Here is a 24,102-nt window from a genome sequence, read left to right on the forward strand (position 1 = left end):
AAAAAATCCGGCGAGTCTGCAACCGGCCGGATTTAGAAACAGATGAATTAGGAATCAGTTGGTTGATTCAAAAATCTTATCCGCATTGGCTTCAACAAAACCCTGATACACAATGCCATCTGCTCCCGGATAACGCTTAGCAAACTCATAAAAACAGGTTGGAATTTCTTGCTGAGCACCGCATCCAAACTCATACACCTGACGATCAGCCATAGTAGAACCCTGCTCCAGTAAATTCGCAGGTGTGCCTTTAATCTCACCACCCACAGTATTGATTCCAAAGCCAGCATCTTTAACCCGTTGCAGAACAGTCTCAATGCTATCAGTACTATTTAGATGATTAATGCTCACCGTAAAGTGGTTAACTCTCACACCTATTGCCAGCAACCATGCACCGTACTCACTTTCAGCCATTACCGTCTGGTAATCTTCCAGGCTTGGCATATCCCAGTGACGCGCTGAATAAAACACATCAGGGCTTAAACTCTGAGGTTCAATCTGAACGGTATAGCGGGCAATGATTGCCTGAGTTGCTTCACTAAGCTGCTCTGTTAACAATTCAGAGCAGAAAATTTTAGGCTGCTTAGGATCAGGATGAATAAAGCTGTGGGCACGCAGTTTCTTAGCTTTAAAATCATAGCTATCCTGACGTTCGTACCCCATGCTAAGAATAACCGGTTCCAGATTATCCAACTGCAGTGGTGTGCCGGCAAAAGTACGGAAAGCTACATGATCGTTAATCACCTCACCGTCACTGGCAACAAACAGTTCCTGAATAGCTTTAGCCTGTGGGGTAATCTGAATATAGTCCTGCCAAAGGTTTGAAAAGAACTGATCGACTTGCATAGTAACTCCACTCATTGGTCCGTGATCCGGGCTGAAACAGCCTCAGCTAGTTATCTAAGTTTGGTATGTACCGCAGGCTTTATCAACCAATAAAACTTACCTACAAGAACAAGTTATACTTGTTCCTGTTATCAAACCGACGAAGCAGACAGTATGATTACGCGCCACTTACACCAGTTGTTCCAGCGCTGTAGAAGTAACAATCTTTTCCAGATCTGGTAAATCAGCCAACTGCTGTCGAATACGTGTAAGACGCTCCATCGACCCAGCTTCAACAAACAGCAACACATCGGTAGAGCCACTCAGTGCATGCGCCTGACGTACTTCAGGAATCCGCTCAAACTGCTGTTTTACCGCCTGCAAATCAAATGGCCTGAATGTCAGCTCAAAATAAGCGCTGACTTTTTGCCCCTGTAAATCACCACCTAATTCGAGCGTGTATTTACGGATAATACCCTGACCTTCCAGCTTTCGGATTCTGTCGTTAACGGCTGTTCGGGACAGGCCAACACTATTACCGATCGCAGCAACAGACTGACGGGAATTTTCCGATAGTAGATCAATAATTGCGTGGTCAAACTTATCCATTATGTTCTCTGTTTACCATTACCTGATTCTTAGTGAAGGCAATCAGCCTGAAACCTTTATTTAAGACCTGCTTACATCTGCTCTGCTTAGCCAAGCCCTGCCTACCTTAGCCCTGCTTACGTGACAGCACGTCCACCTGAATCAAGTTTACTAAAAACAAATGCAGGTGTGGCCCGACGATTTAACTGAAATACAGACACTTTAACCGTTTGATACGTGAATCTGACAGCAGCCATTACTCTGTGGTTTTCGTAAGCTATTCATACATACAGACCAGCACCGGAGCATATTGTGACAACACTGCTGACAGAACAAATTTACTACGATAACAATCAGTTGCAAATAGAAGCTTGCAGCATTTCATCCATCGCAGAACAGATACCAACGCCTTTCTACTGCTATTCAAAAGCCAGACTGCTAACGAACATTACTCATTGTAAAGAAGCCTTCGAAAACTATGGCATTGATATCCATTACGCCATGAAAGCTAACAGTAATCTGCACATACTACGCCTGATGAATCAGCAAGGCTTAGGAGTAGACATGGTATCCGCAGGTGAAATGCGCAGAGCAGAAGCCGCTGGTATTCCGGCTAACCGAATGATTTTTTCAGGCGTTGGCAAATCAGAAACAGAACTTCGACAAGCCATAGAAACCGGAATCTGTCAGTTTAATGTCGAATCGGCAGAAGAGCTGGCGTTACTGGCATCGCTGATGAACGAGTATACCCGCCCGGTCAATATAGCACTGCGGGTTAATCCCAATGTCGCCGTCGATACTCACAAGCACATTACCACCGGAACCAAAGGCAATAAGTTTGGTATAGAAGCGACGCAGACACTGAGTCTGTTCCGTCAATACGCAGACCATCCTTTGCTGAATATGAACGGCCTGGCAATGCATATCGGTTCACAAATTTGTGATACCGCCCCTTATCATCAGGCAATATCCAGGCTTTTAGAACTGGTAAACATACTCGAAGCAGAAGGTATGAAAGTTAGTAGTCTGGATCTGGGCGGTGGTTTCGGCATTGATTATGGTGATGGCCAGAAGCTGAGTTTCGAAGCCGTCGCTAAAACCATAGCCGAAGCTACGACCGACTTTAACGGCAAAGTTGTTATTGAACCCGGCCGCTCACTGATTGCTGATGCAGGAGTTCTTGTCAGCCGGGTAAACTATGTAAAGCAGGCAGAACCACGGTCATTCCTGATTCTGGACGCGGCAATGAATGATCTGATGCGCCCGGCACTTTACCAGGCGATTCACCCGCTGGTAGCAGCAAACACAACTGACTACGATTCAAATGCACAAAGCTCTGAACTAAAAAGCTCTGAACTAAAAAGCTCTGAACTGAATAGCTCCGAGCTAAAAAGATCTGAACTGATGAACGTCGATGTCGTCGGCCCTGTATGCGAAAGTACAGATACCTTTGCCCGGGATTATCCAGTGAGTAGCCGAACCAAAGCTGGCGACCTAATGGTCTTCCTCTGCACCGGCGCCTATTGCTCGGTAATGAGTTCCGGCTATAACAGTCGCGATATAATCCCCGAAGTAATGATATCTAACGATGAGATTCAGATAATCCGCCAAAGAATTACTCAGGACGACTTAATGAAATTCGAAGTGTAATTCGTTAAAAACCTGCATCGCCGGTGAATACAACACCGGCCATGCCTGTTACGAACGATAATTAACGGCCCGCCTGCTGAACAGATAGCAGTTCAGCTTTCTGACTCTCTGATTCACTATACTCAGATATTTTATTTTCAGACGTTTTATCGCCACCATCTGGCACCGCCAACACTTCCAGTACACAGGCACTGATAATCAACGCCGCACCACTCCATTCAATCAGTGACATTTGCTCTTCCGGCAACAGTAAACTGGCAGAAGCAACAGCCACAATCACTTCCGACATCATCAACAGACCGACACGGCCCGGCAAAAGAAACTTTTGTGCCCAGAAAATAGCCAGAACCGCAGGCAGAATTATGCCAATCGCTATCAATGACGTTACCGGCAGTACAGGCATAATTTGCGCAAAGCTGATCTCGCTAACAACATCACTGGAAACACCATAAGACGAGCTCGCAATCAGACCCAACGCCAATGCACCTGTGACAGTGAAAAAAAACTGGCTAAGTAACATACCTGGCAGAGGCACAGTGTCGTAACGCTTAATCATGGCGGCGCCCAAAGCCCAGCAAACACCGGAAAAGAAGGCAAACACATCACCAAGGTTAAATGCAGCAGAACCCTCACCAGATAACAGCAGCGCCATACCCACTAAACCAGCAACCGCTGCCATCCAGCGCGACCAGCCAGCCTTCTCCTTAAACCAGAAAATCTCAATCAGAGTGGCCCAAACCGGTGTCAGATAAAACAGCAAAGTCGCCCGAACCACTGACGAATAAATAACCCCGGAAGAATACAGCGCAATTGCCAAACCGGTGAAAATACCGATCAACAACATACGATTCAAATACCCCCGATGGGCACGAAACTGAAATGCCACCAGCAACAACAAAGGCAAAATAGCCGGCATGTTCAATACAGCAACAGCAGCCGTTCCGGTGATGCCCTGCTCTTCCAGAAAGCGTAACGGAATCCAGTAAATGCCCCACAACGCAGCGGAGAAAAATACGACAACCGATGCCAGCCCGGCACTTGGAGATTTTATCAGCACGGCTAATCACCCTTACAATGAACGCGTTACATATTATTAATATTGACTGCACGAAAGGCCTGTATAGCAGCCTCTTGTGTTTTTGTCTTATGCTTCTTAATTTATCAACATTCTAGCCATCTTATTATCCGGGCGGAATTCATATATTATCGATTGATCATTAACATTTTCTAAATACTCATATGATTCAGTCATTGCCATCGCTAAACACTTTAAAGGCTTTTGAAGCTGTTTCCCGGCATCTCAATTACCATGCAGCCGCAGAAGAACTAAATGTTACACCTGCGGCGGTAAAGCAACTGGTTAGCCGGCTGGAAGCTTCTGTCGGAACACCACTGCTTAAACGTAAAGGTCGTGGACTGGTCTTAACTGTTGCAGGCCTGGCCGGGCTCGATGACCTCAGCCTGGCAATGAACCACATGAAAATCTCTGTCGAGAAAATGCGTGAAACACAGCACAGCCGACAGTTAATCATTACTGTTGAACCTTCTTTCTCCAGCGCTTGGCTAGTACCACGTTTAGCCCATTTCAGAAAAACACATCCGGATATAAGTGTACTGATTGATTCATGCCCTCAGGTGATGGACCTGCAGCGCAGCAACATTGACCTGGCCATCAGATACGGCACATCGCGCAATGACAACCTGGTACGGCATACCTTATTTCATGATCAGATTATTCCTGCCTGCAGCCCGGCATTCGCAGCTGAACTTTCTACACCACCAGCACTGACAGACCTTTTAGCCACTTCGCTGATTCACTGGGACACGACACAACTGGAGAGCGCTAAATCCAGCCAGCAGTGGTTCGCCTGGAAAGGTTGGCTGGCAAACTTTGGCATAACGAACATCGCCACCAACGAAGGCCTGCACTTCAGCGAATACAGCCAGGCATTACAGGCGGCTATTGCAGGCCAGGGTGTAATTCTTGTCAGTGAACCTATTGTCAGTAATCTGTTTCAGTCCGGCCTGCTGACCTGCCCGTTTACAGAAAAAGCCGCACCGGAGCTGAGCTATGATGTTGTGGCAACCAATGAATCAATACAGCGCCCGGAAGCTCAGGCGTTCGTCGACTGGATTATTAAAACGGTAAAAGATGAACAATACTCAGGGGCTTTTTCAGCATCTTAAGGCTACGTATCTTTACTGACTTACACCGTGAAAAGCACATTCTGAGTACCTTTCCTCACATACGGCGACTATAACAACCAAAATACATACCTGAGTCAGGTGTTTGTATTAAGTAGTATTGCCATTACTGCGCCGTCTGTAATAATTTTCATAACAACATGGCGAGGAACACCCAGCAGGACGCCTATGGACACATCCGATAACAAGCGCAAAAAATATTTAGATTTAGATGCAATCGAAAAGCATATCGGTCAATTGCCAATGCTACCCGGTGTGATCGATAAGTTGATGCAACTGAACACAGACTCAGAAACATTCTTTGAAGCTGTGTTCCGTCTGGCCAGAACTGATCCACCACTGGCATGCCTGATACTCAGCCACGCTAATTCAGCAACCTCTGCCCCCAGCCACCCTATTTATGACCTACGGGAAGCTCTGACACGCATAGGCTCAGAAACCGTCGTAAAGCTGGTGACAGATGTTTCTGTCGGCAAGGTATTTATGCCCTCTACAGATGCAGAAAGAAGCCTCTGGACACATTCAGTAAATGTCGCCTCTCAGGTTGAACTCAGATGCCAGCAAAAGGACAGTAAAATCCCACCGGAGCTGGGTTATATATGTGGGCTGCTCCACGACCTGGGCCGATTTATATTGCTGCAGTTCTCACCAGAAACTATTAATCAGGCGGCCGCTGCTGGTTGGGAAATACTGGACGATCTGCCCAAAGCTGAATTTGAACTCATCGGTACTACTCATGCTCAGATTGGCTATATAGCTGCCAGAAAACTGAATTTACCTAAGATCATCTGCAGCCTGATCAAACATCATCATGATGCAGCACTTGCAGAAAGCCCTAAAGCACCGGAAAGATTTAAGCTACTGGTCAGTTTTACCAGAGAAGCTTTAAACTCGAACCCTAATACCGTGATGAACACATAGCAGAAAAAGAACATGAGTAGAGACAGCAGTTAAAGAGAGCAGGAAAAAAAAAGAGCAAGTAAAGACACCTGCTATCTACCATCACGCATTAAGAACTCAGACCGTATTTCAAAACACTTTTTACAGCCACGTTATTCAGTAGCAATCCGATGCTTCACCAGAGCATTAGCCTGCAGTTGCTGCTGTTGCCAGCGAATGAAATCAGCAACTAAGGTGTCACTGTGCAAATCATCCAGACTTTCGCTGGCGATTAACCAGTAACCCGGCATCAGTGCCGGATCAAGCTGACTCACGGTCCAGTCGCCTAAAGGCTGAATCAGATCACCGCTGGCAACATACTCACGCGCTACATCTTCAGACATCAGCGCAACACCCAATCCCCGCAGCGTTGCTTCTATCTGGCTGGCCTGGCTATCCAGTGGCATCGCCTGACGCTCAACCACTGTATCAAGACCAAAATGCTCCAGAACCTGCTGCCAGAGGTATACCGATAACTCAGTACACAATAAACGCTGCTGCAACAGATCCTGAGGATTCAGCAAAGGCTTACGTCTGACCAGTTCCGGGGCGCATACTAAGCACTTATCATCACGGATAAGAGATTGTTTATGTCGAAAAGGCCACTGACCAAAGCCCCACTGTATCGCAACATCGATATCTTCCCGGGAAAAATCCGGGAAACGTAATGCGGTCCGAACATTAAAATCAACCTGCGGATAGCGAGCTTCAAACTCGCTGAAACCCGGCAGCAAACAATGCACCGCAAACCAGGGAGAAACCCGGATATTAAATTGCCTGCGCCCCTGCTTGGCACGAATATCTGCAATACCGGTTTCTATCAGATTGACGCCCCGCTCTACATAATCCAGTAGCTGCCCGCCTTCTGCTGTCAGTTGAATACCCGCCGGTAAACGGACAAACAATTCAAACTGAAGCGATTCTTCAAGTGAGCGCACCTGCAGGCTAACCGCTTGCGGCGTCACACACAGCTCTTCTGCTGCTTTCTTAAAACTGCCGTGCCGTGCAGCAACGGCAAAGATATGCATTTGCCTGAGCGGCAACCGGCCAGAGGCCAACTGGGCTTTTTGTTTCATTTCTTCATCCGTTACGCTGGCTTAGCTGCATCCGCAGACTGACTGCTCTGAATCGCTTCACTGGCAGCGGCCACAGCCCGCTCTCTGTCCTGTTCAGTTGCGTGCTCCGGCATCTGAACCTCTACTTTACGGCGAGCAAATTCAATACCGTTTTCAGCAAATATACGCTGTACCTGCGCGTACACTTCTTTACGAATCATAAACTGACCACCGGGCTTACAGGTAAACTTACCCCGTATCACCATACCGACTTCATCCACTTCAAGAACGCCCTGGCTCTTGAATGGCTCGATAAAATCTTTACCTATAACCGGATCATTCAGCAACTCTTTACCCAGGTTCTTAAACAGCTTCTTCACTTTATTAATGTCGGTATCATGCGGCACCCGAAAGCGCAGTTTCATGATTACCCAGTCACGACTGTAATTAGTTAGCCTGGCAATATCACCATAAGGCACTGTATGTAATGCACCCAAATGATGCCGCAAGCGTAATGAGCGTAAGGCAATCTTTTCGACAGTTCCTTTTATCTCGCCCACATCCACGTACTCCCCCATCCGGAACGCATCATCTATCAGGAAGAACATACCTGAAACAATGTCTTTCACCAGCGTCTGAGCGCCAAAACCAATCGCCAGACCGACCACACCAGCACCTGCGAGTAGCGGTGTAGTATTAACACCCAGGCTGCTAAGAATCGCAAACAGTGAGCTGACAAAAATCAGTACAAACGCAATGATCCGTACAATCGGCAACAATGTAGCTGCGCGGGACAAACCCTGACCACCTTCTGAATCATGTTCATCACCACCGGATGGCAATTCCATCGCCAGCTTACGTTTCACCAATACATCAATAACCTGAGCAGCAATCATCGCCAATAGTAACAGCACGGTAGACTCAACCAGGCTGGCGGCAATACGCGCACTGATGCCCTGACTCGCCAGATCTACATAACTGACGCCCCACAACAGCGGCAAAATAATCAAAATTAAACTCGCTAACAAAAACCGGGTTACCCGCAAAGCACTTACCTGTACTTCACCGCGCATCATTGCTTCCTGCGCCCAGCTTTCCTCAGCCGTTTCATTATCTGCCTCTGTATCATCAACATCGGCATCAGCACCATCAATTACAGCTTCGCTTTCGGACTCTTCAGCTGAATCATTAAGATGCAAAGGATACAAAGACTCAATCATTGCGCGGATAGCCACATCAAAGAAAGGCACTACAAGAAAGATCACCAGTGTCACAACAGCCGCGTAGATGACCTCTAAACTAAAACCACCGTTGGCGATTATCACCTGCAAACTTACCCAGGTAAGTACCACAGCAATCATAACTACCTTGGGCCAAAACTCCGCAAATCTGATCCGCGACGGGCTGCTTTGCTCATTTTGCAATAACAACATCGCCGTAAATGTTTGGCGGTTACTCCAGACAATCCATAGCAAGGCCAGGTAAAAACAGAACTCCAGCCAGAAACCAAGGCCGGCCTCGAATGGCTTAAGACCCAGATGCCAACTCCATTCCAGCACAATGCTGCTGGTCGCCAGCAAGGCAAGCACAACACCCTGATACACCATTCGCGATGCGTCACGGTCAGGTAGATTGATCATCCGCAAATGACCATGACAAGGCGCCAGAAACACTGACATCAACACGTAAGCAACCCGGGCGATATACACGTAATCCAGAATGGCAACAGCCGTCATCATCGCAGTACTGTTACTAACAGATAACATAATCAAGGTTTCAGCCAGGCTGTAAAATATCAGTAGGCCAATATTAGCCAGAACAAATTGTCGCCCAAGCAATTTTAATTTAACCGCAAACGGCACTATGCTGCCGTCATCTTCCGGTAAACGATAGCGGGCGGGTAATATCCGCAACGCAATGACCGCAACAACGTAAGCAGCAGCAAGAATCATAGCGACCAGCCCCGCAAACCAGATGACCGCAAAAAAATCACCGAATGCGTCACCTAACTCATTACCAACAACCGATAAACTTTGTGGTAAATCCAGCAATCGCTGTATCGCATTATGCAAATGATCCCGGGTATTAATAATCCCGGAGGTAAATCCCTCAGACAGACTCTGCTTACCTTCAGCAGACTTCTCTGCCAGCCCCTGCAGCTGTTTATTCAACAGACTACGAACTTCTTTATCCGACAATTCTGCCAAAAAACCACTGACACTTTCTTTTGTCAGTGTCTCGGGCAACTGAGGTTCAGCAGTTGATGTTGCTGCTGCCTGAACATTTACCATCAGACTGAACACCAGAACCATGGCCAGACCCAGAGACATCCGGAACTGCGACAACAAAGTTCGTGACAACAAAGTTCGTGACAACAAAGTTCGTGACAACAAGTTTCGTAACAACAAGGTGCGTAACAACTGAATACCCGACACAGAATATAGGGATAGAGATTGCTTCAGCATTGAGACTTTCCTTTTTTATTATTCTATTCGAAGGCTACTCAGAACCAGCGACGTACCTGCTGCATATAAGCCTGATACTCAGCACCAAACTTAGCCAGCAAATAAGCTTCTTCTTTACGAATGACAAAGTGCGACAACAACCGTAAGGTCAGACTGACACAGAGCAAAATCCAACCATTGGCCAGCCATAATCCAAGGCCAATCTGAAACATAAACATCGCCAGATAAATTGGGTTACGGGAAAACCGATAAACACCCGTGATAATAATCCGGCTGGTTGGCTGCCAGGGCTCTATATGGGTTTTTGCCCGCAAAAACTGCAAGGCACATACCAATGCTAGTAACACAGCGGCAGCCATCACGCTTACACCCGGCCAATACACTACAGAGCTCAGCGTTAACGGAATGATAAGGTTCAGTCCCATCCCCAGTAATATCGAACCTGCAACCATCAAAGGTGGTGGCACCCGAACTCCCGGCCCACGTTGATCGTTATCAGGATCAAACTGCTTATCTGGATTGGCAGTCATAGACATTTCCGGTCAGTTAAACTGTTATCAAAACAAACCACTGGCTTGTCATCATTAACAGGCAGTATATTGAATCCACAGTGTAATGATAAGGAAACGCAGAATGTTCGTGTTACAAAACAATAAGCTAGCAAAACTGCAACTCATTACCGCCCTGATTCTGTGCAGTCAGTACAGCTTTGCCGATTCACTGAAGCTCGCCAGCTGGAATATCGAATGGCTAGATACCACCCCGGAACAACGCCAGCAAGAACGTAGCCCCTCAGACTATAAAACCTTACGCGCTTACGCCCGCCAGTTGGATGCCGACATCATCGCTTTTCAGGAAGTAGCCGACACAGCCAGCGCCGCTAAATTATTTCCAGCGAATGAATACCAGCTACTAATATCGTCCAGAGACAATGACCAGAAAGTCGGTTATGCGATACGCAAACACCTTAAAGTAACCCCCCTTCCAGAGCTGAGATCACTAGATCTGCATAACATACAAAGCCTGCGTTACGGCCTGCCAGTTACTGTTACCGCCCCAGACAAGCAAAACCTCACCCTGCTCAACGTTCATTTGAAAGCAGGCTGCTACAACAATAAAGCCGACAAACAAAGCAAGCGCCGTAAAAGCTGCCAACAATTGAATCAGCAGATTAGTCTTATCAAATCCTGGGCTCAGCAACAGGGCAATACAAAGTTTGCAATTCTTGGCGACTTCAACCGCCAGCTAAAAAACAATGCTGACAAGCACTGGAAGAATTTGAAGCAAGCAGACCTGCGTACCACCGGCAACAACAATGCCAGCCAGTGCTATAGCCGCCGCTATGACAAAAAAACAAATACCTGGAAATTACGTAACTACAAGCAATACATCGATCATATATTGCTGAGTGATGCAGCCAATCAAACTATGGAGTCAGGCTCTTTCTTCCAACACGTCTATAAAAAAGAAGACGTGTTAAAGGACTACCTGAGTGATCATTGTGCGGTGTCGGTGGAATTGAAGCTTTAATATAAGTGGAAGTTTAAGCAGAGCCTACATCTAAAAATTCAGAGCTGAGAGCAATGCGATTAATTTTTTCATATGCAACCTAACGCCTTGCTAAGCGGAAAATAATGGTTGGCTATAATCGCGGAGCGGTGGCCAACTGTTATTTTTCCGTTTAAGCAACTTGTTAGATTTATTCTGATTCTGAATTTAAAAGTGGAGGTTTAGCATCACTAGGAAGCTCTTCTGCTCTCGACTGAGTTCTCCATACAATTTCTGTAATCTCTTTAACCCTATCGACTATGGGCTTTGCATCTTTTCCAAGCTTACCCAATATTACTCCAGCGTCACCAATTAATCCCCAGTATCGGTCTAAGTCTGATTGTTTTTTATGCAACTCTTGTTGTAGTAACTCAAGTCGCTTTAAAAGCCTTTGCTTGTGTTTATCTTCAAACAACGTTGATTTAGAAATGAAATCTCTCAGGGAGTTTAATTTACTTTGAATTTGTTCTAGATCGCCATCAGAAAACTCGTAAATAAAAGTGTTTTTAATTTTAGTTAAAAAGCCTTGTCTATAGTTTTTTAACTTACGTTGTTCTTCGCTTACTAGAGCGTAAGGTGATAATTCATCTTTTAAGCTTTTGAAAAAATTGATCAACTCTTCTTTATGAGACTCAGGTTCATCAAATTTAATTGGTGGTAATTCCCAATTCAGACTGTTGGCCTCTGAAATAGCTTCCAATAAAGCATATGTACAAAGGCCAAGTTCACTTTCATCATCCACGGAGACATTTTGAAATTTTTTATCATATTGAGAAAGAACTTCGTACCCAGCTATTTTAGGGTCATTAGATAAGCTATCTAAAAAATTATCTGTAAACATTCATACTCCTTTTGAAATAAATCTAACGCTCGCAGCACACGTGGCTTTGTAGTGGAGGCGAAGCCGCAACGAAAAAGCCGTCGCTGTGACTGCGCTTGTTAAAGGCTACTTGGCAAAATACTCTTTTACTTCGCCATTACTTTTTGTTGTGCGTTTACCAATTAAGCCTTTGGTTTCATAAATGTACTCAATCCTAAAAAACATATTTTTACCAATGTACTTCGTGAGCATCAGAACTTCCCCAGAATCGCATACCAACTGCACATAGTAGCCTTCGCCATCGTTCCTTTTTCGGGCAATCTCTTTCTCATCGATAGCTTCTGCTACCACCTCTGGAAAAACCTTTAAACCCGCAGCTGCGTAAGTCGTCTCTACCGCGTTATCGCAAGCCAAAACAACCACAGGTAAAAAAGCCGATAAAAGTAACACTGCAATGCGAATGATCATGTGCTCTTTTGTCCTTTAACATTTTAATACTGAGCCGGCTCGTTTACCCAGTTTTTGAAACGGAACAAATAATCCATAACCATATGATATAAAAAAGAGTTATTAGATTACTCTTCAAGTCCTGCCTATAAAAACGAGCCGACGTATATATTCTGAAGGTATGGCGCGGTATCTACACACCTGAATTTTATAACTTACTGATAATGCGACAGTTTAAATTTTATTTCCAGCATAAACGCGCATCAAAAAACATACTTTCGTGACCATTTTCTTGAAACCCCACAATAAACTGTATATACATACAGATATCTTAATGAGAAGGATCTCCGAGGTAATCATGGCAAAGAGCAAGCTACTGGAACAGGTTCGACAGGAAATCAGACTGCGCGGCTATAGCATCAGAACCGAAAAAACTTACATAACCTGGATAAAGCGCTATATATATTTTCATCAACTCTCGCACCCAGCATCCATGGGGACAGATGAGGTGAGAAGTTTTTTATCCTGGCTGGCAAATGAACGACATGTCGCTGTTAATACACAGAAAACAGCATTAAATGCTCTCGCCTTCTTATACCATCAGGTTTTATCTATTCAATTAGGTGACATTGGCTTCACCCATGCAAAGCAACACCGTCGATTACCAACGGTGCTAAGCCGTTCAGAAATCAGTTTAATACTGCAGCAGTTACACCCACCTTACCGGCTAATTTTCTCACTATTGTATGGGAGTGGGTTACGCATTACCGAATGTTTACGGCTTCGCGTTCAGGATATAAATTTTAATGATGCTTCATTGACCGTACGTGATGGCAAGGGCGGCAAAGATCGTAAAACTCTACTGAGTCGAAACCTTAGCGAGCCCCTTAATGACTGTATTAAAACCAGCTTACGCATTCAGGCTTTAGATAACCAACAAGGCTTAGGACCATCGCTTCCACACGCTTTGGGACGAAAATACCCCAATGCTTATCGACAACCGGCATGGATGTTTCTATTTCCTTCTCAATCACTTTGCCCCCACCCAATAACAGGTGAAGTTTGCCGCCACCATCTACACGATTCAACGCCCCGAAAAGCATTAAAAACAGCTGTGAGAAAAGCTGGCATTTTAAATAAACGCATCAGCTGTCATACATTCAGGCATTCATTTGCAACCCATTTACTTCAGTCAGGGCGCGACATCAGAACAGTGCAGGAATTATTGGGCCATAGCGATGTATCAACCACCCAGATATATACTCATGTGTTGGGCCAACATTTTGCAGGAACAAGCAGCCCCTTAGATGAATTGCAATAATTGCAATACGCCTCACCTTTAACATATCGTCGCTGGTATCCGTCCGAGCACAAAAAGGAGAGCCGAAGCTCTCCCTTTTTACCGAATCTCACTTACGTACTTATACAATCACCTACAGCGCAATTTCAGTATTGGTAATCGGGTTAGTACAGCATGCCAGTACATAGCCCTGATCGATTTCCTTCTGGCTGATACCGCCACTGTGAACCATGTGGGTTTCGCCGGAAACGACTTTAACCTTACAGGTACCACATACACCGAAGCCACAGGCACTCGGAATGGCGATATCTGCAGCTTTAGCAGCATCCAGAAGCGTTTCACGCTGGCTAACTTCACGGCTCTTATCAGACTTGCCGAAGTTAACGTGCACGATTTCTGCGCCATCCGGGAACTGATCTTCCTGATTAGAGGTATCCGGCGCACCGAAGCTTTCTTCGTGGTAACGAGCCATGTCGAAACCGGATGCATCCAGTGCATCCCGAACCGCTTTCATGAAAGGTGCAGGTCCGCAGCAATATACGTCACGGTCCATATAATCCGGAGCCGTCAGACCCAGAATCAACTTATTGAAGCGACCACGTAAGCCGGTCCAGGCGTTGTACTTAGTATCTTCAGCACACACCCAGCTCAGACGGAAGTTAGGACAACGTCCTGCTACATTCTCCAGCTCTTCACGGAACAGAATGTCCTGCGGTGTATTCACACAGCTGATGAAGTTCACATCCATGTCGTAACCGTAATCGAACATCCAGCGTGTCATAGACATCATTGGCGTGATGCCTGAACCCGCAGAGATGAACAGATACTTATCTGATGGCTGATTAAAGAAGCTGAACTCACCTGCTGGGCCATAGGCCTTCAAAATATCGCCAGGCTTAACGTTTTCGAACAACCAGCGGGTACCTGTGCTATCTGGCTGCACTTTTACAGTGACAGACAAAGAGAACGGCCGTGAAGGTGTTGATGAAATCGTATACGTACGCAGAACAGGACCGTCTTCAGTTGGCAGTGACAAAGTCACAAACTGACCTGGCTTGAACTTAAACCAGCTGTTGCCATCTGTTTTAAAAGTATAGGTCTTAACGTTCTCGGTCTCATCCACCACCATGGTGCACACCAGTTCCTGGGCACTGCTATCCCAGGTACGGTGTTCAGAGAACATGTCGTTGTAGTCCATGTCGTTATGACGAAGGACAGGTGCTTCCAGACCGTACTTTTCAGCGAATTCCATATTCGCCTGATGTTGCTCATCAGGGTCAGTTTCAGTCGTTACAATAATGCTGGACTGGTAGTCAGTAACGCCCCACTGCTCCATCAATGCCTGGTCATGATAATCACGGCCCATAACTGAATCTGCAGCTACCAGACACTGAATCGAAATTTCAGTCTGATACAGGTTTAACGGGATCTGACGAATAATGGCGATATGATCCGGTGCCTGCCAGATGCTAATACTTTTACCGCTATACAGGCATTCAGCAGCATCATTAACAAAGCTTTCAGCTTCATCCCAGTGCGCATCAACTTGCTGACGGTAATCCGCAGCAGAGCTCCACTGATCGATATCAGACAAGGATAAATCAGACAGCGTCTTCTTAAAGGAATCATCGACGCCTGCAAATACCGCGTCTTCATCTGTCAGGTGTACAAAAACAAAACCATCATGTTCAGCAACCGCAAACTTCTTCAGCGGAAACTCATCAATGTTGATTTCATCCATCATGTTGCGGGCAAAAACCAGCTGGCCGTTCAGATCGTAAGTCCACTGATGATAAGGACACACCAAATTAGGCGCATTACCCTTATCCTGCTGGCAAACCCGTGAACCACGATGCCGACAGCTATTATTCAGGGCAACGATTTCAGCATCATTATTACGGACTAAAATAACCGGATAGTGACCAGCCTGAACCGTGATGTAGTCACCATTAGCAGGAATCTGGCTGCTATGGCTGGCAAAAATCCAGTCGCTGTACCACTGATCATGCAGTTCTGACTTAGAACTTTCATGGCTTTGGTAGATCAGCTCCTGAGTGTCATCAGTTCCGCTATTAGTACCACAAGGGCGGCTTGTCGTATTAGTTGTTGTCATTATTATATCTCTTACTGATGCGCTGCTTAGCTCAGACGTTCTTGCAAAGTGTTGGTGTACCATTCAACAAACTGGATAACACCGTCTTCCTGATTGACAGAATATGGGCCTGGTGCATACAGAGGAGAATTAATACCCCGCTGATTCTCTTCTACCAGATGCTTATCCTGCGCATTGGTGGCTTCCCATACTTCAAGTAATTCCGCCGGGTTGTAATCAACGCCTTCTTCAGCGTCGGCACGTACCATCCAGTGCGTGGTTACCAACGTCTTTTGTGGGCCCAGTGGCAGCGTCCGGAAAGAAATAACATGATCGCCCAGGAAATGATTCCAGGTATTCGGGTAATGGAACAGCACCAGCGCACCAACATTCGGCAGGCTTTCATCACACAGAGGCTTGGCCACTGCATCAGCACCGCTCATGGTGTAGCTGGTGAAGTCTTTCAGCAGAGGCATGCGGGCAACGCGGAAGTCACCTTTATCAGAAATTTTGAAACGGCTCGGTAAGCCTGCAGCTTCGCAACGCTCCCAATGATCAGACACCATCTCAGGCACTTCTCCACTTGGGCTCACACCTGTTACTGCCGGATCTTCCGGATAGGTGATGATCAGCTCAGGATGATTACTCAGGCAGTGATAACATTCGCGGTTGTTCTCAAATACCAGCTTCCAGTTACCTTCTTCGATAATGGATGACTGAGTAGCAATCTTCAGATTATCCATGCTGTGCGGTGCCATATATGGCTCAACAACACTGCTGAAAGTTGCGAAGTCTTCAGGCTCTTCTGCCAGACAGATGAACATATAGCTCTGCACAGAATTTAACGCGATAGCCTGTAGCTGTGCTTCTTCTTCGCCCAGTGACTGACCATCCAGCTGATACTGGATAGTTGCACCGCTGTCGCCCAAAGTTTGCTGATTACCGCTTTCTTCATTACACAGCGGATAACCACTAACCGGACAACGGTTATAAAAGGCTTGCAGGGAATCACCCTGGTTGATGATGACGACATTGTGCTCACCAAGTGGGAGCGTCATGTAATCGCCGGTATTGGCTAATTCGAAATCATGGCCGACAAATATCCAGTCTTTGTACCAGATATTTTCCAGGTCCATCTGATAAAGCGCAGGGTCGTTATAAAATTTGCCTGCCAGACTAAAATTCTTTGGCTTATCGGCAAGCTCAGTAAGTACGTGTTGCATAGGGCGCCTACACTAAAAAAAACAATAGCATCTAGGCGGCGAACAGAATGAATCATGACGGCTTCTTTCGGCAAGGGGTAACCCTGCAGCTAAGCCACAATTCATTTTTTGTTGTCCACCGCAACCTTATTCACCAGGCTCCATGCCTGGTATCCAGTTTGTTACTTAGGTGGGATCGGGCTAGAAACGACTCTTTATCAGAAGACGTTCTCACCGTTACGGGGATAGCAACAGAGTTTCACTGTTTTCACCAACCCGCCGCTTTTGGCGGCGTGTCCTAAGTGGCGCCAGTATCGCAAAAAAAATATTCGGTCATTGCACAAAAACGACCATTCCAGACCCAAAACAGCCGCTTAAAGGGTCGTAAGTCGCATAACAACAGGGTTAGAGTCGCAATTGGGATCGGCGAAAAGAAGAAAATCACACAGCAGGAAGCACGAATAAACGAAAAGCCTCTTAATATTCGTGCCGGTAGAATCTATAACAGAGTTTAAGCGCCAGCCAGCCAGCCCTTAGTACGCACCATACGGTACAAACGGCGTGACTGAAATAATGCACTGAGCAACACACCGCACATAAAGCCAGCCCAAAATCCAAACACGCCGTATTGCTCTCCCCAGATATCCGTCAGGCCTAAGCTGTAACCAAGCGGAAACCCTATTACCCAGTACGCAGTGAGCTGAATCACCATCGGCATGCGGGTATCCTGAAATCCACGCAATACCTGAATACACCAGACTTGCAGTGCATCGAAAAAGAAAAATAACGGTGCGAACACCAACATAGCAGCAGATAACGCGATAACAGTGGCATCCCGTACAAACAATGCTGGTACCTTTTGATGCCAGAACATAATCAGCAAACCGGACACCAGGCTGAAGACTACAATCATTCCCAGGCCCGCACTCAACTGCTGACTAACACCAGCAGTATCCTGACGACCAATGCTTTGCGAAGCCCGAATGGCGGTCGCCTGACCAATACAGAGCCCTACCATCAGCACCAGTGCTGCCACCTGAATAGTAATCTGATGTGCACCCATAGAGCTGACGCCCAGCGGTGCAATCAGTAGAGCTGATATATTGAAGTAGCCCTCTTCTGCCAGCAGCATCAAACCTATTGGCAAACCCAGGCCAAGTATTGCTTTGATACGCGCTACATCAATACCCGGCCAGCGTTTATAAAAACGGTAAGCTTTCAACTTAGGATGCTTCACCGCATAAACACAGAGTGCAATCGTCCACACAGCATATAAGGATGCCGAAGTAATCGCACAGCCCACACCACCCATTCCTTCAAAAGGCCCGATACCAAATACAAACACGTAATCAAGTAACAAATTCAGAGGCAAAATACACAAACTGCTCAGTGCGATAAAGCGGGTCAGACTGTGGCTTTCAAGCAAGTTCATAATCACGATGAACACGCCTATTGCCGGAAACCCCAAACCAATAATTTTCAGGTAGCCTTGCGCAATAGCAGTTTCAGCCTCACCTGCTCCCAGAGCCGGAAGCCAGCCCGGAATAATCCAGCTCAGTGCTGTCATCATGAAACCAAGACTGACTGACAAAATCAGCCCCTGCTGAATCTCTCCAACAACATTGTCTTTATCGTCTGCCCCATGGAACCGCGCCATACGGGGCAATACTGCGCCCAGTACGCCCACCATAAACAACACCAGAATCAGCCAGATATTACCGCCCATCGCCAGGCCGGCGAGATCTTGTGCACTGTATTGTCCGGCAACGATAGTGTCGATCACCTCCATACCAACCATGGCGATATGCGCAACCGCCAGTGGTACAGCAAGGTTTAAAATAGCTTTCGCTTCGTTACCGGCAGAAGGAGAAGAGACTGAGGAATATTGATTCTGATGCATTTTCCATAACCACAAAAAAACCGGCACAGATACATTGCCCGGTGAATAAGAGCATCAGCATAACAGAAAAAGCTGAATAATCATTCAGCTTAAGTTTGAAGTTTATTGCTCAGTAAAAGAACTGAAGCGGTAGCAAAAACTTACTCCGGTATCTCCCGGCAGTAATTCAATCTGACCTTTCAGCGACTGTACAATCAGGTTAAACACAATAGACATACCGAGCCCCGTGCCACCTTTGTTACGGGCAGTGGTATAAAACGGCTCGAATATTTTTTCCCTGCTTTCGGTATCAAGACCTTTACCGTTATCTGAATAATCAATCTGTACGGTACCGTCATCATGACTAAATCCCGTGATCAGAATATGATTATTTATGTCTTCCGCATCAAAGCCATGCCGGGCACTGTTCTCTATCAGATTATTCAGAACCTGCGCATGTACACCGGGTAAGGTACGTACCTCAAGATCCGCAGGTATTTCCAGATGCAGACTGATACGTTTTTTATTGAGTACGGCTTTCAATGTAGAAATCACATCCGAATAATAATCACTCAGGTTGATGGTTTCTTCTTCCAGAACATGCTGATCCGCAGCTGTACGCTTAAAACTGTCTATCAGATTTTTAGCATGATTAAGATTAAACTCCTGCAACCGTAACGACTCCCGTGTAGAAGAACAGTAGCTATCCATGTCTTCAATCGTCAGTGCCTGCGCTTCAACCTGGCGCAGGAAATCGTTGAATTTCTTTGCCATAAAACTGTGCGCGGTGATGGCAATTCCCAGTGGAGTATTAACTTCATGGGCAACCCCTGTTACCAGTCGGCCTAATGCCGCCATTTTCTCTGACTCAACAAGTTGCTGCTGAGCATCCTGAAGATTATCCAAAGTAGACGACAATTCCTGCGTGCGCTTACGAACCTGTTCTTCAAGGGTTTCATTCAGGCCTTCCAGTGATGACTCAAACCTGGCACGTTCAAGCTCCGCCGCTATCCGCCCTGAAAACACTTGAAACAGACCAGATATTAACTCCTGCTGTTCAGTAATATCGTGCTCATATAAAGCAGCTATCAGCCCCATAATCCGGCCTTTTGAATCCCGAATAGCGGTACCGATATAGCCTTCTATATTAAGGTCCGCCAGAAACTCATCTTCCGGATAGGTTTGCGCAACACCGCTGGGAAAGCAGGCAACCTTCTGACACATAACGTCTGAGCATGGTGTATCTTTTAACGGATATGAAAAGGTGTCACTAAGTTCACCTTTTGCCACCCACACCACAAGCTCTGCATTTTCATATGCTTCATCTGCTTCAGCAATATAGGTGTAATCCGCTTTCAGCACTTTATTCAGTTTGAGGGTAATCTTCTGAAGAAAATCCGCGCCATAGGCATTCGACGCATCTTCAATGATCTCTTTAATGTAATCTTCCATTACCTACTGCTCCACAACTGTCAGGTATTAATCCGGATACAGATCGCGGGTAGCGACCATTTCACCGAAAGATTCAAAAAACAGATCCACCAGTTGCGGATCAAACTTAATCCCGCGGTTGGCTGCAATAAAACTGCGAATATCATCTAACAACCAGGCATCTTTATAGCAACGCTTCGCCCCCAGGGCATCAAACACATCTACCAGCGCCATAATTCTGGCCTCAATTGGAATTTGTTCGCCTTTTAAGCCCAGCGGATAACCACTGCCATCCCAGTTTTCATGATGATAGTGCGCAATTCTTGAGCCCAACTGAGCCACGGGTAAATGACTTTTTGCCAACATGTTGCCGCCAATTTCTGCGTGACTTTGCATCACAGCCCACTCAGCCGGATCAAGTTTACCGGGCTTGCCTAAAATATTGTCTGGAATGGCAATTTTGCCAATATCATGCAACGGAGCTGCAGTCTTAATTGCGGTACAAAAACTTTCTGGTAGCCCTAACTTCTGAGCCAGCAGTTCGCTGAGAATAGCCACCCGTTTTACATGTGATCCGGTTTCCTTACTGCGTGCTTCAACAGCTTCTCCCACTATATACATCAGCTCCCGCTGGTTATCTGCGAGCTGTTGTTTACGAATCAGGTTTTCCAGAATCAGCGCAACATTGGTGATATACAGTTCAGCCAGCCTGGCGTTGAAGTCCTCACCCTTATCGGCATATTGCACATAGAAAACGGAACTGGTGATTTCCGAGGTTTGAAAGTAAGCAACAAAGTAGTCACTGGTCTGAACATTTTGCCCCAGACGAAAAACAGCGTTGATCTGTTCTCTGACAGGGTTAGGTACAGTGCTAAGACACTGAGTCCGCTCACCTTCTCTGCCGGTGCAGGCAACAATGGTTTCCTGAGTTTCCCCCATGAAATCATCTTCATGGCGTACCATATAAAAGGAAGCACCCTGTAAATGCAGTAGTGAAAGCATATGATCCAGCGCTGCTGATGCAAAATCCTCAAGGTTCTGAAACTTAAGAATGGCGTTAGACGTGCTGATAAGATTACGAAACTCATGCAAGCTACGGAGAATTGTTTCAATATCCCGATAACTGCGAATACCTGAAATAACCGATGTAGTCATCTTCAGGGCGGTAAACTCAGTCTTGGTTTTATAATCGTTGATGTCGTACTTGCGAATAACTTCTTCTTCCGGTGCCATACCTGCCTGACCGGTTCGCAATATAATTCGGATAGACTGATTCTGCAGATGTTCGCGAATCCAGGACACCAGTTCCAGACCGGCGTTATCGCTCTCCATCACAACATCCACGAACGCCATCGCGAACTGAGTGCCATTTTGAAGCATCGTCCTGGCTTCGGTCGCGTCATAAGCAAAATGTAATTTTAAAGGACGGCCAAAAACTTCAATGCCAGAAAGGACCAGTTGAGTAACATCATGAATGGCCTGCTCATCGTCCACTACCAGTACATGCCAATGATCAATAGCAGTAGAATTGAGTATCTTATCCGGTTGTTGCTCTGACTGTTTAAACTGAAACAGTGTCATATTGTCATCGTTCCCCTGAATGCATAATGTCCGTCGTTGCGGACACGGCCTAACGCAAACTTGTAACGTCTTCCTGACACCAACATCCACCGGGCTATCTGATAACGCAGTTGCTTACTGCAAGCCCTTTTTCCAGACGGTCAGTTTTAACAAACGAAAGCTTAACAACTGCCGACAAACGCGAATGATGACGACACCTTTAACAGATGCCTCCTATAACTCCAGCTCACCTGATACAAGATTCAAACCTGATAGCTCACCAAATATAACCAGTGCTTGATATTCAAAAGCCTAACACCAAAATCATGATCTTGAAAAAACTCAGGTTCACTTTCACAGCAAAACCTTCGCTAAGTACACAGCTTAAACATAAACCCAACAATCACTCTTAAAAATCAAACTATTAAAATCAACAGCTTACTAAGACCCATTCTTTTCAAGCCTTGAATGTTACCTGTCAGTCAGTACTAAAACAGGGTTAACCATTTTAGTAACTAGGCTTTCATTACTGCAGATTCAAAGCATTTTGCAGCTCTTTTTTCCGGTAACAAGATCTCACTAAATCAGTTTTTTTAATCCATTCTAAAAGTTAAAAATATTTTAATAATGCAAGCAAAGCTCATAGTCTGAATGCACAACATGAGGGCTGTGTATGTTCTCTGCATCATCAGAATCCCGGTGTTTTTCTCCGGAACATCGAACACTGAGTAATGCCGCTTCACACACACCACTCTCGTTCCGCCCTGCTGTGCGGAACGAGAATTAGATTTTGGACCCTCGCAGATACACTGAATAACAACAACAGGACTCAGACATGACAGTTGAAAAAATAGATACGCTTGTTATAGGTGCCGGTCAGGCCGGCGTGGCCATGAGTGAACACCTTAGCAACCTCGACGTGCCACACCTGGTTCTGGAACGTGACCGTATTGCCGAAAAGTGGCGCTCTGCCCGCTGGGACTCTCTGGTTGCTAACGGTCCGGCCTGGCACGACCGCTTCCCGGGCCTGGAATTTGAAGATGTAGATCCGGATGCATTTGCCCCTAAAGAACGGGTTGCCGATTACTTCAACGACTATGCCAAAAAATTCAACGCGCCAATTCGTACCGGCATTGAAGTAAAGAATGTTGTTCGTAATGCAGATCAGCCAGGTTTTACAGTTGAAACATCTGAAGGCACCATCATTGCTAACCGTATCGTGTCAGCAACGGGTCCTTTCCAGCATCCTGTTATTCCACCGATTGCACCGAAAGATGACAACCTTCACCAGATTCACTCTGCTGCTTACAGAAACCCTGAGCAACTGCCTGAAGGCGCTGTACTGGTTGTTGGCGCAGGCTCATCCGGCGCTCAGATTGCTGACGAATTACAGCGTTCTGGTAAGAAGGTATTCCTGTCTGTTGGTCCTCATGACCGTCCACCACGTTCATACCGTAACCGTGACTTCTGCTGGTGGTTAGGCGTTCTGGGTGAATGGGATGCTGAAGCAATGAAGCCAGGTACCGAACACGTCACTATTGCTGTAAGTGGTGCGAATGGCGGCCAGACTGTCGACTTCCGTCGCCTGGCAAACGAAGGCATGACACTGGTAGGCCTGACTAAAGCATTTAATAACGGTTCCGTTACTTTCCAGACAGACCTGGTAAACAACCTCAACCGTGGTGATGAGAACTATCTGGAACTGCTGGATGCTGCCGACGCTTACATTGAGCGCAACGGTCTGGATCTGCCAGAAGAGCCTGAAGCCCGTACCCGCTTCCCGGATGCTGAATGTGTAACCAACCCGATTCTTGAGCTGAATCTGGCTGAAGCCGGCATTACTTCGATTATCTGGGCAACCGGTTTCGCCACTGATTACAGCTGGCTGAACGTTGATGCTTTCGATGATAAAGGCAAGCCAGCTCACCAGCGCGGTGTGTCTACTGAACCGGGCATCTACTTCGTTGGCCTGCCATGGTTGTCACGTCGCGGCTCTACCTTCATCTGGGGTGTGTGGCACGACGCTAAGCACATTGCCGACCACATCGCGACACAGCGTAAATACCTGTCTTACCGTGATGCTTCGCAGCGCTAAG

General features: G+C 46.3%; 19 protein-coding genes and 1 riboswitch. Of the genes, 6 read left to right on the forward strand and 13 right to left on the reverse strand.

The genetic code is table 11. The features are described from left to right. Window positions 1–54 precede the first annotated feature (54 nt). Both OCU49_RS13820 and OCU49_RS13825 read right to left on the reverse strand, forming a co-directional pair. Window positions 55–861, reverse strand: a complete 807-nt coding sequence (locus OCU49_RS13820) for a DUF1338 domain-containing protein (protein WP_261841150.1) — start codon at window positions 859–861, stop codon at window positions 55–57. Between the two features lie 153 nt (window positions 862–1,014). Continuing rightward, entirely contained in the window at window positions 1,015–1,434 is a 420-nt protein-coding gene (locus tag OCU49_RS13825) for an Lrp/AsnC family transcriptional regulator (protein WP_261841151.1), read from the reverse strand. Window positions 1,435–1,725: 291 nt separating this feature from the next. On the opposite strand from OCU49_RS13825, the gene lysA reads away from it, so the two are divergent. After that, window positions 1,726–3,063 (forward strand): diaminopimelate decarboxylase, encoded by a 1,338-nt coding sequence (lysA, locus tag OCU49_RS13830; protein ID WP_261841152.1) that lies wholly within the window; start codon window positions 1,726–1,728, stop codon window positions 3,061–3,063. A gap of 61 nt (window positions 3,064–3,124) precedes the next feature. Here the strand turns inward: lysA and OCU49_RS13835 are convergent, their stop codons facing one another. Next, window positions 3,125–4,120 carry a DMT family transporter gene (locus OCU49_RS13835; RefSeq protein WP_261841153.1) on the reverse strand — a complete coding sequence of 332 codons (996 nt, stop codon included), beginning with the start codon at window positions 4,118–4,120 and terminating at the stop codon, window positions 3,125–3,127. A gap of 182 nt (window positions 4,121–4,302) precedes the next feature. On the opposite strand from OCU49_RS13835, the gene OCU49_RS13840 reads away from it, so the two are divergent. Both OCU49_RS13840 and OCU49_RS13845 read left to right on the forward strand, forming a co-directional pair. After that, window positions 4,303–5,250, forward strand: coding sequence for a LysR substrate-binding domain-containing protein (locus OCU49_RS13840; RefSeq protein ID WP_261841154.1), 948 nt, complete (start codon window positions 4,303–4,305; stop codon window positions 5,248–5,250). 186 nt (window positions 5,251–5,436) lie between these two features. Next, on the forward strand, window positions 5,437–6,189 hold the full coding sequence (locus OCU49_RS13845; RefSeq protein WP_261841155.1) for an HDOD domain-containing protein: 753 nt from the start codon (window positions 5,437–5,439) through the stop codon (window positions 6,187–6,189). A 131-nt stretch (window positions 6,190–6,320) separates the two neighbouring features. Here the strand turns inward: OCU49_RS13845 and OCU49_RS13850 are convergent, their stop codons facing one another. From OCU49_RS13850 to OCU49_RS13860, 3 genes are read right to left on the reverse strand one after another with little or no spacing between them, the layout of a single operon-like run. Next, a complete protein-coding gene (locus OCU49_RS13850; RefSeq protein ID WP_261841156.1) occupies window positions 6,321–7,283 on the reverse strand; it encodes a LysR substrate-binding domain-containing protein in 963 nt (320 codons plus the stop codon). 11 nt (window positions 7,284–7,294) lie between these two features. Further along, complete coding sequence (locus OCU49_RS13855) at window positions 7,295–9,727, reverse strand: mechanosensitive ion channel family protein (RefSeq protein WP_261841157.1); 2,433 nt, start codon at window positions 9,725–9,727, stop codon at window positions 7,295–7,297. Between the two features lie 38 nt (window positions 9,728–9,765). Then, the gene (locus OCU49_RS13860; RefSeq protein WP_261841158.1) at window positions 9,766–10,257 is read right to left on the reverse strand and encodes a methyltransferase family protein; all 492 of its coding nucleotides are present in this window, start codon (window positions 10,255–10,257) and stop codon (window positions 9,766–9,768) included. Between the two features lie 103 nt (window positions 10,258–10,360). Here OCU49_RS13860 and OCU49_RS13865 point away from each other — a divergent pair, with 103 nt between their 5' ends. Further along, on the forward strand, window positions 10,361–11,257 hold the full coding sequence (locus tag OCU49_RS13865; protein WP_261841159.1) for an endonuclease/exonuclease/phosphatase family protein: 897 nt from the start codon (window positions 10,361–10,363) through the stop codon (window positions 11,255–11,257). 169 nt (window positions 11,258–11,426) lie between these two features. Here the strand turns inward: OCU49_RS13865 and OCU49_RS13870 are convergent, their stop codons facing one another. Next, complete coding sequence (locus tag OCU49_RS13870) at window positions 11,427–12,116, reverse strand: hypothetical protein (RefSeq protein WP_261841160.1); 690 nt, start codon at window positions 12,114–12,116, stop codon at window positions 11,427–11,429. A 105-nt stretch (window positions 12,117–12,221) separates the two neighbouring features. Next, the gene (locus OCU49_RS13875; protein WP_261841161.1) at window positions 12,222–12,563 is read right to left on the reverse strand and encodes a hypothetical protein; all 342 of its coding nucleotides are present in this window, start codon (window positions 12,561–12,563) and stop codon (window positions 12,222–12,224) included. Between the two features lie 337 nt (window positions 12,564–12,900). Between OCU49_RS13875 and OCU49_RS13880 the strand changes: the two genes are divergently transcribed. Further along, complete coding sequence (locus OCU49_RS13880; protein WP_261841162.1) at window positions 12,901–13,863, forward strand: integron integrase; 963 nt, start codon at window positions 12,901–12,903, stop codon at window positions 13,861–13,863. A gap of 112 nt (window positions 13,864–13,975) precedes the next feature. Here the strand turns inward: OCU49_RS13880 and OCU49_RS13885 are convergent, their stop codons facing one another. The 5 genes from OCU49_RS13885 to OCU49_RS13905 form a co-directional block, all read right to left on the reverse strand. Next, on the reverse strand, window positions 13,976–15,955 hold the full coding sequence (locus OCU49_RS13885; RefSeq protein ID WP_261841163.1) for a Rieske 2Fe-2S domain-containing protein: 1,980 nt from the start codon (window positions 15,953–15,955) through the stop codon (window positions 13,976–13,978). Window positions 15,956–15,981: 26 nt separating this feature from the next. After that, entirely contained in the window at window positions 15,982–17,157 is a 1,176-nt protein-coding gene (locus tag OCU49_RS13890) for an SRPBCC family protein (protein WP_261841164.1), read from the reverse strand. Between the two features lie 151 nt (window positions 17,158–17,308). Beyond that, window positions 17,309–17,453, reverse strand: a riboswitch (cobalamin riboswitch). 194 nt (window positions 17,454–17,647) lie between these two features. Further along, window positions 17,648–19,036, reverse strand: coding sequence for an MATE family efflux transporter (locus tag OCU49_RS13895; protein ID WP_261841165.1), 1,389 nt, complete (start codon window positions 19,034–19,036; stop codon window positions 17,648–17,650). A 102-nt stretch (window positions 19,037–19,138) separates the two neighbouring features. Then, entirely contained in the window at window positions 19,139–20,467 is a 1,329-nt protein-coding gene (locus tag OCU49_RS13900) for a sensor histidine kinase (protein ID WP_261841166.1), read from the reverse strand. Window positions 20,468–20,494: 27 nt separating this feature from the next. Then, window positions 20,495–22,027, reverse strand: a complete 1,533-nt coding sequence (locus tag OCU49_RS13905) for a response regulator (RefSeq protein ID WP_261841167.1) — start codon at window positions 22,025–22,027, stop codon at window positions 20,495–20,497. An 814-nt stretch (window positions 22,028–22,841) separates the two neighbouring features. On the opposite strand from OCU49_RS13905, the gene OCU49_RS13910 reads away from it, so the two are divergent. After that, window positions 22,842–24,101 (forward strand): flavin-containing monooxygenase, encoded by a 1,260-nt coding sequence (locus OCU49_RS13910; RefSeq protein ID WP_261841168.1) that lies wholly within the window; start codon window positions 22,842–22,844, stop codon window positions 24,099–24,101. Window position 24,102 lies beyond the last annotated feature (1 nt).

It is taken from the genome of Aliamphritea ceti, from assembly GCF_024347215.1.
GTDB lineage: Bacteria > Pseudomonadota > Gammaproteobacteria > Pseudomonadales > Balneatricaceae > Amphritea > Amphritea ceti.